The 16382-nt window shown below is 27.9% G+C and carries 19 protein-coding genes and 1 pseudogene; 2 read left to right on the top strand and 18 right to left on the bottom strand.

Annotated elements, in window-relative coordinates:
* The 6 genes from M4I33_RS11720 to M4I33_RS11745 form a co-directional block, all read right to left on the bottom strand.
* Positions 1-817: NAD(P)/FAD-dependent oxidoreductase (locus M4I33_RS11720; protein ID WP_257916964.1), on the bottom strand; the 817-nt coding region annotated here is incomplete at its 3' end.
* A gap of 113 nt (positions 818-930) precedes the next feature.
* Complete coding sequence (locus tag M4I33_RS11725) at positions 931-1821, bottom strand: patatin-like phospholipase family protein (protein ID WP_257916965.1); 891 nt, start codon at positions 1819-1821, stop codon at positions 931-933.
* Positions 1822-1933: 112 nt separating this feature from the next.
* A complete protein-coding gene (locus tag M4I33_RS11730) occupies positions 1934-2695 on the bottom strand; it encodes a nitroreductase family protein (RefSeq protein WP_257916966.1) in 762 nt (253 codons plus the stop codon).
* Between the two features lie 18 nt (positions 2696-2713).
* Entirely contained in the window at positions 2714-3517 is an 804-nt protein-coding gene (locus tag M4I33_RS11735) for a RelA/SpoT domain-containing protein (RefSeq protein WP_257916967.1), read from the bottom strand.
* Between the two features lie 76 nt (positions 3518-3593).
* Positions 3594-4100, bottom strand: a complete 507-nt coding sequence (locus M4I33_RS11740; RefSeq protein WP_257916968.1) for a CpsB/CapC family capsule biosynthesis tyrosine phosphatase — start codon at positions 4098-4100, stop codon at positions 3594-3596.
* 66 nt (positions 4101-4166) lie between these two features.
* Positions 4167-4667 carry a CpsB/CapC family capsule biosynthesis tyrosine phosphatase gene (locus M4I33_RS11745; RefSeq protein ID WP_257916969.1) on the bottom strand — a complete coding sequence of 167 codons (501 nt, stop codon included), beginning with the start codon at positions 4665-4667 and terminating at the stop codon, positions 4167-4169.
* 251 nt (positions 4668-4918) lie between these two features.
* On the opposite strand from M4I33_RS11745, the gene M4I33_RS11750 reads away from it, so the two are divergent.
* Positions 4919-5125 (top strand): ferredoxin, encoded by a 207-nt coding sequence (locus M4I33_RS11750; protein WP_194190151.1) that lies wholly within the window; start codon positions 4919-4921, stop codon positions 5123-5125.
* Positions 5126-5153: 28 nt separating this feature from the next.
* Here the strand turns inward: M4I33_RS11750 and M4I33_RS11755 are convergent, their stop codons facing one another.
* The 3 genes from M4I33_RS11755 to M4I33_RS11765 all read right to left on the bottom strand — a co-directional run bounded on the left by M4I33_RS11755 (position 5154) and on the right by M4I33_RS11765 (position 8010).
* Positions 5154-6098 (bottom strand): TRM11 family methyltransferase, encoded by a 945-nt coding sequence (locus tag M4I33_RS11755; RefSeq protein ID WP_257916970.1) that lies wholly within the window; start codon positions 6096-6098, stop codon positions 5154-5156.
* A gap of 110 nt (positions 6099-6208) precedes the next feature.
* Positions 6209-7435, bottom strand: coding sequence for a peptidase T (gene pepT / locus M4I33_RS11760; protein ID WP_257916971.1), 1227 nt, complete (start codon positions 7433-7435; stop codon positions 6209-6211).
* A 92-nt stretch (positions 7436-7527) separates the two neighbouring features.
* A complete protein-coding gene (locus M4I33_RS11765) occupies positions 7528-8010 on the bottom strand; it encodes a CD3072 family TudS-related putative desulfidase (protein WP_257916972.1) in 483 nt (160 codons plus the stop codon).
* A gap of 92 nt (positions 8011-8102) precedes the next feature.
* Here M4I33_RS11765 and M4I33_RS11770 point away from each other — a divergent pair, with 92 nt between their 5' ends.
* Positions 8103-8657, top strand: coding sequence for a CD3073 family putative ECF transporter S component (locus tag M4I33_RS11770; RefSeq protein WP_257916973.1), 555 nt, complete (start codon positions 8103-8105; stop codon positions 8655-8657).
* 79 nt (positions 8658-8736) lie between these two features.
* On the opposite strand, the pseudogene bioD reads toward M4I33_RS11770, so the two are convergent.
* From bioD to M4I33_RS11815, 9 genes and pseudogenes are all read right to left on the bottom strand, one after another.
* A pseudogene (gene bioD, locus M4I33_RS11775) lies at positions 8737-9435 on the bottom strand (dethiobiotin synthase).
* A complete protein-coding gene (gene bioB, locus M4I33_RS11780) occupies positions 9432-10397 on the bottom strand; it encodes a biotin synthase BioB (RefSeq protein ID WP_257916974.1) in 966 nt (321 codons plus the stop codon). Before bioB ends, bioD begins: the two are co-directional and overlap by 4 nt.
* An 11-nt stretch (positions 10398-10408) precedes the next feature.
* Positions 10409-10963, bottom strand: coding sequence for a biotin transporter BioY (locus M4I33_RS11785; RefSeq protein WP_257916975.1), 555 nt, complete (start codon positions 10961-10963; stop codon positions 10409-10411).
* A gap of 139 nt (positions 10964-11102) precedes the next feature.
* The gene (locus M4I33_RS11790; protein ID WP_194190144.1) at positions 11103-11330 is read right to left on the bottom strand and encodes a TIGR04540 family protein; all 228 of its coding nucleotides are present in this window, start codon (positions 11328-11330) and stop codon (positions 11103-11105) included.
* A 118-nt stretch (positions 11331-11448) separates the two neighbouring features.
* Positions 11449-11928 carry a QueT transporter family protein gene (locus M4I33_RS11795; RefSeq protein WP_257916976.1) on the bottom strand — a complete coding sequence of 160 codons (480 nt, stop codon included), beginning with the start codon at positions 11926-11928 and terminating at the stop codon, positions 11449-11451.
* A complete protein-coding gene (locus M4I33_RS11800; protein WP_257917017.1) occupies positions 11921-12622 on the bottom strand; it encodes a radical SAM protein in 702 nt (233 codons plus the stop codon). Before M4I33_RS11800 ends, M4I33_RS11795 begins: the two co-directional genes overlap by 8 nt.
* 165 nt (positions 12623-12787) lie before the next feature.
* Positions 12788-15064, bottom strand: a complete 2277-nt coding sequence (locus tag M4I33_RS11805) for a xanthine dehydrogenase family protein molybdopterin-binding subunit (RefSeq protein ID WP_257916977.1) — start codon at positions 15062-15064, stop codon at positions 12788-12790.
* A gap of 1 nt (position 15065) precedes the next feature.
* Entirely contained in the window at positions 15066-15524 is a 459-nt protein-coding gene (locus tag M4I33_RS11810; RefSeq protein WP_257916978.1) for a (2Fe-2S)-binding protein, read from the bottom strand.
* Positions 15499-16320 carry an FAD binding domain-containing protein gene (locus M4I33_RS11815; protein ID WP_257916979.1) on the bottom strand — a complete coding sequence of 274 codons (822 nt, stop codon included), beginning with the start codon at positions 16318-16320 and terminating at the stop codon, positions 15499-15501. Before M4I33_RS11815 ends, M4I33_RS11810 begins: the two co-directional genes overlap by 26 nt.
* Positions 16321-16382 lie beyond the last annotated feature (62 nt).

The raw sequence follows: 16382 nt of genomic DNA on the forward strand, positions 1-16382 counted from the left end.
AAGTATTTTTTAAAAAGTCTAATTTTAAAGTAATATCACCATTTTCTAGTTCCTTATTAATATAAGAAGAAATTTTTAAAACAGCTGGTCCTGAAATTCCAAAATGCGTAAATATCATATCACCAATTTGTTCTATCTTCTTCTTTTTTATCTTAGTACTTATTACGACATCTTTCATAGAAACACCTTGAAGACCTTTTACAAAATCCTCTTTAGTAACTAATGGTATAAGTGCTGGATAAAGAGGTTTTATGCTGTGACCATAATTTTTTAATATATCGAACATAAATCCGTCGGAACCTGTATTTGGGTGACTCTTCCCCCCTGTAGATATAATGACTTTATCACCATATATCTTTTTAGAGTCTTCGTCTATTACACCTTTGATTTCACCATTTTCTATTATAAAATCAGATACTTTTGTATTATATAATATTTTTACGGAGCTATCTTTTAAATCATTTAAAAATAACTCTATAACATCATCTGATTTATCACTTTTAGTATATACTTTTTCATCATTTTCATATTCAACCTTATATTCTAACCCTTTTTGATCAAAATAATCTAAAAGACTGTAGTTTGAAAATGTATATAATGCACTATATAAAAACTTTTTATTTGTAACTATTTTATCAAAAAACTCATCTATGCTTCTGTTATTTGTAATATTACATCTTCCCCCACCAGTAAGCTTAAGTTTTTTACCTATCTCATTATTTCTCTCAAGAAGTATAACTTCATTACCATTTTTAGCACTTGTTAAAGCTGCCATTATACCACTTGGCCCTGCTCCAACAACTATAACCTTTGCCATAACTTATCTCCTTTAATAATTTTATATCTGTAGCTTAAATAATATCAATTATTTATATATATAGCAAATACATTAATATTTCAGTATTTTAATAAAAAAATAAAAGCTACCAATCACGATAGCTTTTTTAAAATATTATATACTTTAAATAATTTAGGATGTTTTCTCTTTTCTTCTTCAATAACTTTTGCTTTAGCCATAAGCATTATAGGCTCTAATTCTGCCATTGTATCATTATAACCTTCTGCAATCCTCATCTTTTTAGATTCAGAATCTAAATTTAAAGTACCTTTTATAGTACTTTCATCAAGATTCTTAGGAGATAATTCTATTATCCTCGTGTTTGGATACAAATCCCTATCAACTCTAGAGTCTTTTGAAAGTAGGACAACTATTATTAAATCACAACCTTCTCCATAAACTGGCTGTATAGGTGTATTATCTACTACTCCACCATCTATATATTTACTTCCTAATACTTCATGACTATCATAAATTAAAGGAAGAGTAGATGAAGCTAAAATCATATTTTTTGCTAATTCTTCTTCATAATCATTGATTTTAAAATAAGTCGCTGTAAAGTCTGGTAATTTAGTACAAGCTACATAGCATGTCTTATTATTTTCTTTGACTTTATTTACGTCTAAGTATTTATCTATAAAACTTTTAGCACCGTCTTTTGGATAGCCTCCACTTTCAAGCTTTTGAGTCATATATTTTTTTGCTATATTTAAATATCTTGAGCCTATAGCAAGTTCTACTCCCTTTTTAATTAAATCAAGTTTACTCATAGTAACTAATTTTTCCATAGTTACTTCTTTCCACAATTCTTCTGCAGCTTTCATATCGTCTTGTGCAAATAATATTGCGTTAAATGCCCCAATAGAAGTACCAGAAAATACGTCTATATATTTATCTACTTCTAATTCTTTTAAAGCTTTCCAAACACCAAGTTCGTATGCACCTTTTCCTCCGCCGCCTGATAAAACTAAACCTATCTTCATTTTTTCCATCCCCGATTCTTTTTAATACATAACATTATACGTATTTTTATTAAATATATCTATTTATACTTAGTATATTTAATTTATTTTTAAAGATTTATTAAATTTATCTTCAACTATTCCATTCTTTAATCATACTTCTTACAGAACGTCCCATTTCTTTGGAAAAATCTGCACCCGTTTTTCTAGCATAATTAAATTGTCCGAAATTTTTAGCACCGTAAATGTTGTTTTCACTTATATTTTTGTCTTTAAACATATCTTTTAACTCTTTATCATCTAATCTTTTATACTCTTCATTAAAAACTATATATTCTTTTTTAAATCTCGGTTTAATTATTCTTTTATTATTTTCATATTTTCCAATACAAAGCATACAAACTGGTGCAGTCCACTTAGGAAGATTAAAAAGTTCTTTATGAGTCTCATAGTTTTCTATAATATCACCTATATAACAAGAACCTATATTTAAACTTTCACAAACTATAGCTGATGTTTGAGCGGATATTATTGCATCTTGAGTGGAAAGTAGAAAATCTCCTTCATCTGGAGTTTTATATTCTATTTCTTTTTCCTTGCAAAACTCTTCTACCTTTGAAAACTTATAAAAGTCATACCACCTTCTAAGGTCTGCTAAAAATATCAATATAGTATCAGCATTTTTTATAAATGGTTGATTATCACAGGTTTTACTTAGAACTTCTTTCTTTTTTTCGTCCTTTACAACAATAATTGAATACAGCATCATGTTTCCAGCTGTAGGTGCCCTTAACGTATTTTCTAAAATTAAATCTAACTCTTCTTCTGTAATTTTTTCATCACTATATTTTCTAAGTGACATCCTATTTTTTAATAACCTAATAACCTCATTCATTTTTATAGCCCCCTAAACTTATTTATTTAATAATTTTCTTAAATTACTTATCTCCTCATCTTTTTCTTTTAAAAGATTTTTATAACCAATTTCTTTATCTGACCATTCTTTACTTAAATCATTAATAAGTGATGCCATCTCATCTGCACTTCCTACTATCCTATTAAAAAGTAGCAAATTAGATTTTAAAATCTCAGGTATTTCTCTATGTGAATATCTAAGTCTATGGTCAATCTCCCCATATCCTTCTTCAAATATTGTTCTAACTTGTATTTCTGCTATGACTTTTCTATTAGTTGGATAAAATTCTACTAAGTAATGAACTGATCTATAGCCAGATTGCCTGCTTCTAACTTCAATCCCAAGTTCATTGAAGACTTCAGTGTTATCTCCATCACGGACATTTGCAGTTATCTCTATGACTTTCCACGTCTTAATAATTTCATCATGAATTTCTTTCCATTGATCTTTGAAAATATGTATAACTCTAATTCCAATTAAATCATTTATTTCCTCTTTGTAATTATCCTTTGTAAATTTAAAATCTTCCCCATACTTTTCTTTTCTATCTCTTGTTTTTCTAATTATCTTTTCAATTAATCTGTCTTCATCTTTAATCCTTGATTTTACTGAGTGAACATTATCACTTGCTCTAAATATATTTGCTATAAAATCAGCTTGATTTTGATATGTCTCTTTTACTTCTATGTAATCATCAAAAATTTCTTTTAAATCCTTTATCTCTATATTTTCATTTTTTATTATTTCTTTAGTATACTGAAAATCTAAATAAAAGCTATCTATATTAAAGTTCTTTTTCATAAATTCATCTCCTTTTATTTTTGTAATTATTATACACTTACCTTAATAAAAAAACACCCTAAAAAGGGTGCTTAATTTATAAAAATCTCCATAATCTTTTATAACTCGTTTTAACTCCTAAAAAATCTATATTCTCATTTTTTATAAGTTTTTCAAAACTCTCTTTAAAAATATCTTTAGAATTATTATAATTTTCAAAGATATTTTTATATGAAGAATCATCTTCTTCATAGCTTATAAAATTATAAAGGTTATGCTTTAAAAATCCATTTGCAATTCTCTTAGTTGTTGCACCAAGCCTTCCGTTTATGCTTTTAACATCAAGAAGAAATAAACAGTTAGAATCAATAAAATGATTAATTATATTTGGGTTATTTTTAATTTCCTTAATTTTTTCTGGATATTTTATTATAGGTATAAACCCGTTTAATTGAACTTCATATAGCTTTTTAAATATATTTCTATCCCATGATGCTATTTCAACAATTCTATAAGTAGATGAAGTTACCAAATCTTTATATTTATTTATGTTCTCGCCTTCATAATAAATCTTTTCTTCTAATATATCGTGAATATCTAACACTTTTAAAAAACAGCCTCCTAACTTATAATTTATAGGCTATTTATATGCGTAAGTCTTCACAAATATCTATAATCCAAAGAAACTTTTTTTAATTTTCCTACCATGAAAGTCGACTTGTTCTCCATTATATAATGAATTTGCACTTCTTATTGAGATACCTTCAAGTTCACTACATTTATCAATAATACTTTTTACATTTCTATTTGAATTATTATTTGTATAAACAAAATTATATATCTTATTTTTAATTAGTTTTTTAGCTACTTTTTTTGCTTCAGTTCCGTTTTTACCCTTTAAACTATCTATATTTAAAATGAATAAACAATTATAATCTATTAAGTCATTTATAAATTCAATATCCTTAGAGATTCCCTTAATTCTCTCAGGACTATCAATAATAATACTCATCCCTTCAAGTCCAAGTCCATATATTTTCTTTAACACACTTCTATCTGTATTATTAAGTTCTATAACTTTATAACTTATTAAATCCTCATCTATTTTGTTTTCTGAATTTTTTTCATCTGCACCATATAAACTGCATTCGAATACACTTTTCACTATCATATTTTACCCTCCCCATATTATTAAATCCCCTTATAGTAATAAATTATATCACCAGAAAACATATTAAAAATTTCTTTTTTATGTATTTTAATTAATATTAAATAACTTTATGAAAATATAATGGCGAATTAAATTATAATATAATTTATACATAAAATTTTTTTAATTTTACATTTTTCTTATTTTGCACTTGAAAATTCCGAGTATTTCGCTCATAATTAAATTAAAGATTTTTATAGGAGGTTTTGTTAATGAGAGTTACAGTTGACCACGAGTCATGCATAGGATGTGAATTCTGTCACAGTGCATGCAAAAAGGTTTTTAAAATAGTAGAAATTGCACCAGATGTAGAAAAATCTGTTCCTATGGAAGGTGAAATACCAGCTCAATATGAAGAGGCAGTAAGATACGCTGAAGAAAACTGTCCTACTTCATCTATATATATAGAAGAAGACTAAAAAAAGTAGAACATTTCGTTCTACTTTTTTATATACATACACTTATATATCTTATAAAATTCCCTTTAGAAAAAGATGCGCTATCTACTACCTTAAATCCTGCCTTATATAGCATCTCATCCATATTTTCAAAAGATATCAAAATTAATTTTTTAGATATTTTTCTTGCACTATTTATAATTAGTTCTTGTTCTTCTTTTGTTGTAGGTGTAAATACTCCATAAGGTATATCTATAATTGAAACGTCATAGACTTTTTCAATATCTTTTATATTTCCTTTTGTAATAACATCTTTATAATTAAAAAATTCTAAATTTCTTTTGCAATCACTTGCTATTTGCGGTTTAATCTCAACCCCTTCTATATCTATCCCCATAAAAAGTCCTTCAAGTATAACAGTTCCAACTCCGCAACAAGGATCTATAACTTTTAGATTTCTATCTCTTCCAACTCCTATATTAATAAGGGATTTAGCCACTCTAAAGCTTAAGGAATTAGAATAAGACTTTGGCTTTTTATCGTGAATATGCCAAAGGCAATTGTTTTTATCAAACTCTCCAAATAGCCAATAGTTTTGAACCTTTACAAGCCCTAAGGTAATACTTGGATTTTTAATATTTGCTATGCCGTTTACAGCCATCCCTACTTTATAAACACTTTCTAGTCTTTCTTTATAAGATATATCACAGTCTTCAAGTCTTAGATAAATAACTTTAAAATTTTCATAAGATATATTTTTTTCTTTTATTTCTTCTATAACTTCCTCTAAAGAATTTTTATAGATTTTAATTCTTAAAGCACTTTTAATAAAAGGACTATTTGAAGCATCAAAATTATAATTAGAAAAAAGATATTTCCCCTTAGATTCTTTATTAAATAAAACTCTACACTCTAAAGCGCAAAGTTCTTCTTCATTTTCAGGATAATTTAATATATATAAATTTTCCTCTTTATTGTATTTATTAAATATCATTTATTTTTCTCCTAGATTTATTATATAAACAAGTATACTACATATTTAATTAAAATGTTTTTTAAATTTGTATAGATAAAAAGAGTAAGCTTATCGCTTACTCTAAAAAATTATTTATCTGCATAAATTTTTATTATATTAAGTATTGTTTCTACAGCTTTTTCCATAGATTCTATTACAACATATTCGTATCTTCCGTGGAAGTTTTCCCCGCCTGTAAAAATATTTGGAGTAGGTAAGCCCATAAATGAAAGCCTTGCACCATCTGTACCACCTCTTATAGGTTTAATAGTAGCATTTACTCCTGCCATTTCCATAGCTTTTTCAGCAGCTTTAACTATATGAATTACAGGTTCAACCATTTCTTTCATATTTCTATATTGCTCTGTGATTTCAACTGTAACTGTTCCTTCTCCATAAATTCTATTTAATTCATTTTTAGCATTTATGAATTGTTCTTTCTTTTCATCAAATTTATCACTAAAGAAATCTCTAATTATAAATTCCATTTTAGTTTCTTCAACTGTTCCAGTTATTCCAACTAAATGATTAAATCCTTCATATTTTTCAGTTTTTTCTGGAACCTCATCTTTTGGAAGTAAATAGATAAATTCATTTGCAACCATCATTGAATTAATCATTTTATTTTTAGCACTACCTGGATGAACATTTCTTCCTTTTATAGTGATTTTTGCACCTGCTGCATTAAAGTTTTCGTATTCAAGTTCTCCGATAGTTCCACCGTCTAAAGTGTAAGCAAAATCTGCTCCAAACTTCTTAACATCGAAAAAGTCAGCTCCTCTTCCTATTTCTTCATCAGGAGTAAATCCAACCTTAATATCACCGTGTTTTATTTCAGGGTGGTTTATTAAGTATTCCATAGCTGTAATTATTTCAGAAACACCTGCTTTATCATCAGCTCCTAAAAGAGTTGTTCCATCAGTAGTTATTAATGTTTTTCCTATATAATCTTTTAATTCAGGGAATTCTTTAGGATTTAATTCAATATTTAAATCTTTATTTAAAACTATAGTATTTCCGTCATAGTTTTTAATAATTTGTGGTTTAATATCTTTTCCGCTCATATCTGGCGCTGTATCCATATGTGATATAAACCCTATCTTTGGAACATCCGCTGTGATATTAGCCTTAAGACTTGCATAAACATATCCCTTATCGTCAATAGAAGCTTCTGTCATTCCTATTTCTAAAAGTTCCTTAACTAATATTTTTCCAAGTTCTAATTGACCTTTAGTGCTTGGAACAGTTTGACTGTCTTCGTTAGATTTAGTATCTATTTTTACATACTCCAAAAATCTTTCATCTACTTTTTTCATAAAAATTCCTCCTAAACGTTAACACTTTACATATATTATACACCAACTAAAATTTATTTAGCTGTTTTATTAGTTAACTTTTCTTTAATTAACTAATATAATATTTTATTTAAATTATCTATTACTTCTTTATCCTCATTTTCCTCTTCATAAGATGTAGAAACTTCTAAAAATTTAAGTTCTATATTATTTTCACTAAAAAGATTAAATATCTCTTCCATAAGAATTCCTCTATTTCCTGTTATGCTACAAGTTGGACTTTCGTTTATTCCTATGATTCCTTTAATTTTGTATCCATGATTTATATACATTAAAACCTCAGTTAAAAGATCTTTTGCTATACCTTTACATAACTTTCTATATTCTTTAGTATCATATTCTTCTTTTGTCATTCCTTTTCTAGAAAGCCCTAAAAAAGTAAATTCAGGACATTTAAGTTGTATTATCCCAACTCCACTATCTATTATTTCTTTAGCAAAAGGGAATGCCCCTCTACTTCTTGCAAGAGGAAGAACAACGCTATTTTGATTTAATATGCAATGACTTACTATTACTAATTCTTTTTTTCTTTTCATAAAATCACCTGTTTCATATATTAATTATTATTTCCCATTTTATAGTATTACTGGTATAATTTCAAATGACATTATAATTTGGAGGTTTATTTATGAAAACTAATAAAACAAGAATAATCGTACTTTCTGCAATAGCTATAGCTTTAAATATAGTCCTTGGAACAATAACTAGTACTTTAAAGCTACCATTTTATTTAGACGTACTTGGGACAATCTTTATAGCAGTATATTATGGTCCTTTATATGGTGCTATGGTTGGAGGTTTAACAAACGTAGTAACAGGTATTTTAATAAATCCAAAAGATATACCCTTTATGATTGTAAGTATCGCTGTTGGATTAATTGTAGGATTTGTAGCTAAGAAATTCAAATTCACTTTTGTAAGTGCATTAATTACAGGACTAATTTTAAGTATAGTTTGTCCTCTTATAGGAACTCCAATTGGAATTTGGGTTTACGGTGGATTAACAGGAACTGGACTTGATTTTGTCTTCCTTTGGCTTAGAGAAACAGGTAACAGCTTATTTTTATCATCATTTTTACCAAAGGTTTTTAATAATTTAATAGATAAGATAGGTTCTTGCTTAATAGTCTATTTCCTAATAAAAAGCTTGCCTAAAAAGTACAAACCCGATTTAAATAATTAACTTTATTTACATTTTAAAATAAATATATTATAATTTTATTTCAGTGTTAAGTTACGTCTATATAGATGTAATTAAGGTGCTAGTATTTTGTACTAGCACCTTTTATAAATTCATATATTTTATCTAAATCTAAGCCTTTTAAATCTTTATCCTCTTTTATAGTAAGAATATTATTAATATTTGATAACTTCTTTATAGTTTTTAAATTATCTCTATGAATTATATTCTTAGTATCAAATCTATTAAAAATAATACCATCTAAATAAAGTCCTATTTGCTCTAAATATTTTATAGTTAACATTGTGTGATTTATAGTTCCAATATCAGAACTTATTACTAGAAAAATAGGTGAATTTATTTTCTTTATAATATCTATTTGCATAATTTCTTTTTCTCCAAAGTATATAGGGCAAATTATACCCCCACACCCTTCAGTTAAAATAAAATCATGCTCTCTTTCTAATATCCTATAGTGATTTATAATTTTACTTATATCTATATTTACTTCTTCTATTTAACTAGCTAAATGAGGGGAATATGGATTGATTAAAGAGTATGGAACCATCTTCTTATAATCTTTTTTTAAGTTTGCAATATCACATACTATCTCACAATCTTTTGGAATTATCTCTCCATCTCTTTTTTCGCACCCACTTAATACAGGTTTAAAATAAGTAGCATTAATCCCTTTATTTTTTAAAGATTTTAAAATAACTGCAGATACAAATGTTTTACCAATATCTGTATCAGTCCCTATAATATATGCGCCTCTTTTCATGATTTTTCTACCCTTAAGCCTAATTTTTCAATTAGTTTAATATCATCTTTAATTTTATTTCCACAAGTAGTTAGTAGGTTCCCTGTAATAGTTGCACTCGCGCCACTTTTAAAGGCTTCTTCTCCATAGTTTTTTAATCTATTTCTTCCACCTGCGAGTCTTATAGCTGCCTTAGGATTTATAAATCTAAATAAAGCTATAGTTCTTAAAACATCCTCTTCACTTATGTCTTTAATATTTATAAGTGGAGTTCCTTTTATTTTCATAAGAATATTTATAGGTATGGATTTTATTTCTAAATCCCTTAAAGTAAATGCTAAATCTATTCTATCTAAATATGTTTCTCCAAGTCCTATTATCCCTCCAGAGCAAACTTCAAGTCCTGCTTCTTTTGCAAATTTTATAGTTTCTAATCTTTCCTCAAAAGAATGTGTTGTACAGATATTTTTAAAGTAGTCTTTTGAAGTTTCTAAATTATGATGATACCTTTTAACACCGACCTTTTTTAAACTTTTTAAAGATTCTTTATCTATAATTCCGTGAGATGCACAAAGTTCTAAATTTCCTAGACTTTTTAACTTTTTATAATAATCTAAGATAGTATTAAAATCTTCTCCATCTAAACCTCTTCCAGATGTAACTATAGAAAATCTATTTACTCCTTCTGATTCATTACTTTTAAATTCTTTTAATACATCTTTAAAAGGTAGCATCTGATATTCTTTTGCACCTGTTTTAAAAAATATAGATTGAGCGCAAAAGCTGCAGTTTTCTTTGCATCTACCACTTTTACCATTAATTATAGAACATAAATTTATAGAGTCCCCTAAAAATTTTTCTCGTATTTTATTTGCAGAAGCCTTTAAATCCTCTAAATCTTCAAAGTAAAGTTTTTTAGCTTCTTCTTTACTAATCTTTTCACCTTTTAAAACTTTATCTCTAATTTCAAAAACGAATTTCATATTTCTCCTATCTAAGCTATATTTAAAACTTTTAGTCTGTTATAAACTTTAGATCCAACAAAAGAAATAATTAAAGTTAAAACTAAATCACTAGGCATACATGAAATAGCTCCTATACTAACTGCTGCAATAGGTGACATAGCTTGTCCTAGATATAAATTATATATAAGATACATATAACTTACACCAAAAATATAAATAACTAAAAGACCCAAAATACCTGCTAAAAATATAGTTTTAGGGTTTACACTTTTAACATTTTCAATAGTCTTTCCGATTATAAATGCTCCAACTATAAATCCTATTAAATACCCAAATGTAGGTTGAAATACATAAGAAGGTCCTCCCCCTTGAGTAAAGACAGGAATTCCAATTAGCCCTATAAACACATATAGTATTTGTGCTAGAGCACCTCTTTTACTTCCAAGTAAAATCGCACCTAAAGCACAGAAAAAGTACTGAAGAGTAAATGGAACTATAGGAATTGGTATTCTTATAAATGCTCCAATCGCTGTTAAAGCTGCAAAAATTGATATTAATATTAAATCCCTTGTTTTTAATTTCATATTATTTCTCCTTTAAATACTTTGATTATCAAACTTTATTTTATAATATATTATAGATCTTTAATTGTCAACTATATTACTTTAAAAAGGTGACAATTATAAATAAAAAAAGGTGACAAACCTGCCACCTAAAAATAGATTATATCTCTAACATTCTATTTAATTCTTCTGTTCTCTCTTCCCCAAGGACAGTAGCTATCTTATAAGATACTTTTCCTTCATTAAAAACAGTTTCCTTATTAGCTTCTGCGATTGCTTGAACTTTACCTTGCGCCTTTTCAAATGTCATTATTCCATCTAGTGATAAATCAACTAAGTCCTTTAGGCAAGTTGCAAGTTCTTTAGGGTTTTTGTATTTCTTTCTCATAACTTTCTCCTTTAGAAATTCGAATATTTACATAATTTTATGTCTTTTTTCTATTCTAACACAGTAATTTAAACTTTTTCAACAAATAATAAAGCTAATTATAATTTTTTATATAATTTTACGAATTTAACGCAATTTTCTTCATAAAAACTTCTTTATTACTTAATATTTTAGCTAAAGGATATCCAATCAAAGTAACTGAAATAAACTCCCCTACCATAAATCCAAATAAATATATAAAAAATGGCAGTCCAACTATTAAGTGTAGTAATAAAACTACAGGAAGACAAAATATAGTTGGCCAAAATGTAGCTAATAATAAACTTTTAGTTTTACTAATAGCTACAGCAGATATATAAGTTCCAAGACTTCCAACTACTACATCTACTATACCTAAAGGGCTTAAAAGATTTGCTATAATGCATCCTATAGTTAAACTGTATACGTATCTTTTATCATAAAAAGCTAAAAGAATTAAGACTTCTGAAAACCTAACTTGTATAGGTCCATAACTTATAGGGGCAATAGCTATAGTTAAAACTACATATAAAGCTGCAACTAGTGCTAATTTAACTAAAATATTAACTCTCTTATTCATCTAAATCACTCCCTACACCTAGGTCTGTATTATGGATTAAGACTTCAATATCTTTATTTTTTTCTAAATATTTATATTCTTTAATAAACCAATCACATAGCGCGTCATCTCTTTTTATATCTGTTGTATTATTAACATAAACATTAATGCAGCCTTTTTTAAAATGTTTTAATAGTATTTCTATATCTTTTTTAATCATCTCTTTAGTTTGTCCAACCATTCCAACTAAAAGGCAGATTGAATCAAAATATTTATTTACCTCTTCAAAAGATCTAAAAGCTGCCCCTTTTTTCAAAACATTATTTCTAAAATCATTATCAAACGTCTCTACACCGCATCTAAAAATAACAGGAATTTCAAATAGATCTCTAATTTCATCTAATCTATCCCTATAAATCCAATGACATTCAACAAATATTTTTTCTATACCTTTTTCATCTATTATCTTTTTTATTTCTTTAAGGTTTTCCTCTGGCACTTCAAATATACTTCCAGAATTTATTACATCTAAAACCTTTAACTCCCCTGTGATATTTTTTAAGATTCCACGATTAAACTTAATCATTTCCTCTTCTTTTGTAGAGTTATCTTCTGTGTAATCGCAAAAAGCACATCTTCCCCACTTACAAGGAAACCCTTTAAGCATTACCATTTCTCTTTCGTTTTTTCCAAAAATCTTACTATACCTTTGCATATCCATTTAATCTAACACTCCTTAGTTTAATGGCACAAATAAAAAAAAGGACGACAAAAAAGCCATCCCTAATTCCTTAGTTATGCCTTAGTTTTGTTTAAAGACAGGAGGCTTACGAACTGTCCAAAATAAATTATAAAATAATTTTATATAATTTACAAGTAATTACTTTTTATTCATTTCCATAAAGATCTTTTCAGGAGTTATAGGTAACGATCTTATATTAACAGAAACTGCATTATAAATAGCATTTGCAATAGCTGGCGCTGGAGTATTAATAACAACCTCTCCAATAGACTTTGCCCCGAAAGGACCTGTTTTTTCAAAACTCTCTTCAAAATCTACTATAATATTTGAAACATCAAGCCTTGATGGAATCTTGTATTGCATAAATGAATTGTTTATCATTTTTCCTCTTTTATCATAATTTATATCTTCAAAAAGTGCCATTCCGATTCCTTGTGCTATTCCCCCCTCAGTTTGAACTTTAGCTAAATTCTTATTAATAACAGTTCCACAATCTACTACGCCTACATAGTTAATAAGTTCTACTGTTCCTAGTTCTTTATCTACTTCAACTTCTGCAAATCCTACCATAAAAGGTGGCGGTGATACTTTACTTGAGTGAGAGTTTTTAGCACTTAAAGGCCTTCCCTCTCCAACTAAAGAATCATTTGCTAAATCTTTTAAGCTAATTTCTTTTAAATTATCATAGCTTTTAACTTTATCACCTAAAAATTCTAGTTCTTCTTTATTGCATTTAAGCACTCTTGAAGCTTCATCTAAAATTATATCTTTTAAGCTTTCACAAGTTTTTATAGCTGCCATTCCTGTTACGTATGTTGTACTTGACGCGTAAGAACCTGTATCATAAGGTGAAGTGTCAGTATCAACTCCATGCACTGAAATTTTTTCTATATCGCAATCCATACATTCTGCTACCATTTGAGCTAAAATTGTATCTGAACCTGTTCCCATATCTGTGCTTCCAACTAATAATAAATAATTTCCATCATCTATTAATTTAACTTCCACTGAAGCTGTATCTATGCTTGAAATACCAGACCCTTGCATAGTCATAGCACAACCTACTGCTCTAACTTTTTTTGAATCTATAGAAACCCTTGGATACTTTTCATCCCATTTTATTAATTCTTTTCCCTTTAATAAACATTTATCTAATGTGCAACTATTTAAAGTTTCACCGTAGTATGCATCCATAACTTCACCTTGAGTTACCATATTTTTAAGTCTAAGTTCAGTTGGGTCCATATTTAATTTTGCAGCTAGTTCATTTACAGCCGATTCAATTGCAAATGTTCCTTGAGTTGCTCCAAACCCTCTAAAAGCTCCCGCTGCCATTGTGTTTGTATATACTACATCAAAATCAAATTTTAATGCCTTTGCTCTATTATATAAAGGCATAGTTTTATAACCTGATAGTTCTACAGTTACAGCGCCATGTTCTCCATAGGCTCCCGTGTTAGATAATGTATATATCTGTATAGCTTTAATTTCGCCGTCCTTTGTTGCACCTATCTTTACTTTTATTTCCATTTGATGCCTTGAAGAACTTCCTGTAAAGGCCTCTTCTCTAGTAAAAATATATTTTGCACTCTTTCCTGTAACCATAGTTACAAGGCTTGGAAATATTTCAGTAGCTAGAGTTTGCTTTGCACCAAAGCCTCCCCCTATTCTAGGTTTAATTACACGAACCTTTGATTTATCTATATCTAATGCAGTTGCAACTATCCTTCTTACATGGAATGGAACTTGAGTTGAACTTACTATATTTAACCTTCCAAAACAATCAAGACTTGTAAATGTTCTATGAGTCTCCATCATAGCCTGCGCATTAGCTTTAGTGTTATAAGTCTCATTAACTATCACATCGCAGTTTTTAAATTCCTCTAAAACATCACCTTTAGTAAATCCGCCACTAGAGCAGATATTTCTCATCCTATCTATTCCTAAATCTAATTTGTAAGTATAATCATCTTCATCGTGAATTATTACTTTATTATCTTTAGCATCTCTAAAATCTATTATTGAATCTAAAACATCATATTTAACTTTTATTAATTTTAATGCTTTATCTACAGCTTTTTCATTACTTCCTGCAACAATGCAAACAGGGTCTCCTACATACCTTACCTTTTTATCTAAAATTAATCTATCATAAGGACTAGTCTCAGGATAAGACTGCCCTGCAATTGTAAATCTTTTTTTAGGTACATCTTCATAAGTTAATATGCACTCTATGTTTGGAACCTTTAGTGCTATATCTTTATTTATTTCTTTAATTATTGCGTGAGCATAAGGGCTTCTTAATACTTTAACAATTAAAGCATTTTCTTCTGCTATATCCTCAGTGTATAAAGGTTTTCCTTTAAGAAGTGATTCTGAATCTAACTTATTTATACTTTTATTAATATATTTCATCTTAAAGTTCCCCCTTTAATTTAAGGTATTTTTTTATAGCTCTAAGTTGTCCCATATATCCTGTGCATCTACAAAGGTTCCCTGAAAGGTATTCTTTTATATTTTCTTCACTAAAATCATCTAATTCTTTTACCATAGCTAAAACATTCATAACAAATCCTGGGCTACAAAAACCGCATTGTTCTGCACCTTCTTTAGCTAGAAAATCTGTAAATTCTTTAGCTTCATTTTCTAACCCTTCAATAGTTAAAACCCTCTTGTTATTAGCTCTTAATGCTAATACAGAGCAAGAAAGGACTGGTTTTTCATCAAGCCAAACTGTACAAAGTCCACAATTAGAAGTTTCGCACCCTCTCTTTACGCTCTTATAACCCTTAGCTCTTATATAATCAATCAGTAGAGTATCATCTTCTATAACATCTTCAAATAACTTATTATTTATCCATACCTTTATTTTCATAGCTATCCTCCATAATTTTTAAAATGCATCTTTTAACTAATATTTTACTAGTTTCTTCTCTATATTCTTTAGAACCTCTCATATTCTTTCCAAAATCCAACTCCTTAGAAATTAAATCTAGCCCTTTATCTAAATTACTAAAATCATTTGAAATAGCTTCACTAGCTTTAACTGCTCTTTTAGAAAGGTTTGGTCTAGCTCCAACAAAAATATTAAATTCTTTTACTTTTTCATCATAAGAAACTGCTACATTTATTAAAGGTAGATCAGTTTTTGAGAGTCTAAGAGTTTCATACTCTACTTTTAAATTTTCATTTTTATAAATAATAATATTTACTAATATATCTTTTTTACATTCCATCTTATTAAATTCTTCAAGCGAAACTATTCCCCCACGGAATAATTCAACATATGTATTTAATCCTAAAAGACCTGTAGAAATATCTGAAAACCCGAACTTTGAATAAATACTTCCCCCTATAGTTGCTGTATTTCTAAACTGAGTCCCAACTATACTTTTTAAGAATTTTTTAAAGTATCCATCAAAAGCTAAATTAAGATTTTTAGATTTTTCAATTTCTCTTAAACTTGTCATAGAACCAATTATAAATCTATCTTCCTCTTCTTTAATATAATTTAAATTCAAATTTGATAGATCTATTCCTTTATTTATGGCTCTATTACTCATCTTAAGCCACATCGCCCCACCTATAATGCAGTTATTTTTAGAACTGACTAAAGTATCATATGCATCATTTAAATTTTTAGCTATATAAAGCTCTTTTAAATTAAACAAACCCTTTCCTCCTTAAAAAAACCTCTCATTTTATGAGAGGTTAATTTCTAATATATAGAAAT

Origin of the sequence: Clostridium sp. LY3-2, assembly GCF_024705715.1 — a bacterium.
In the GTDB taxonomy this organism is placed as follows: Bacteria; Bacillota; Clostridia; order Clostridiales; family Clostridiaceae; genus Clostridium.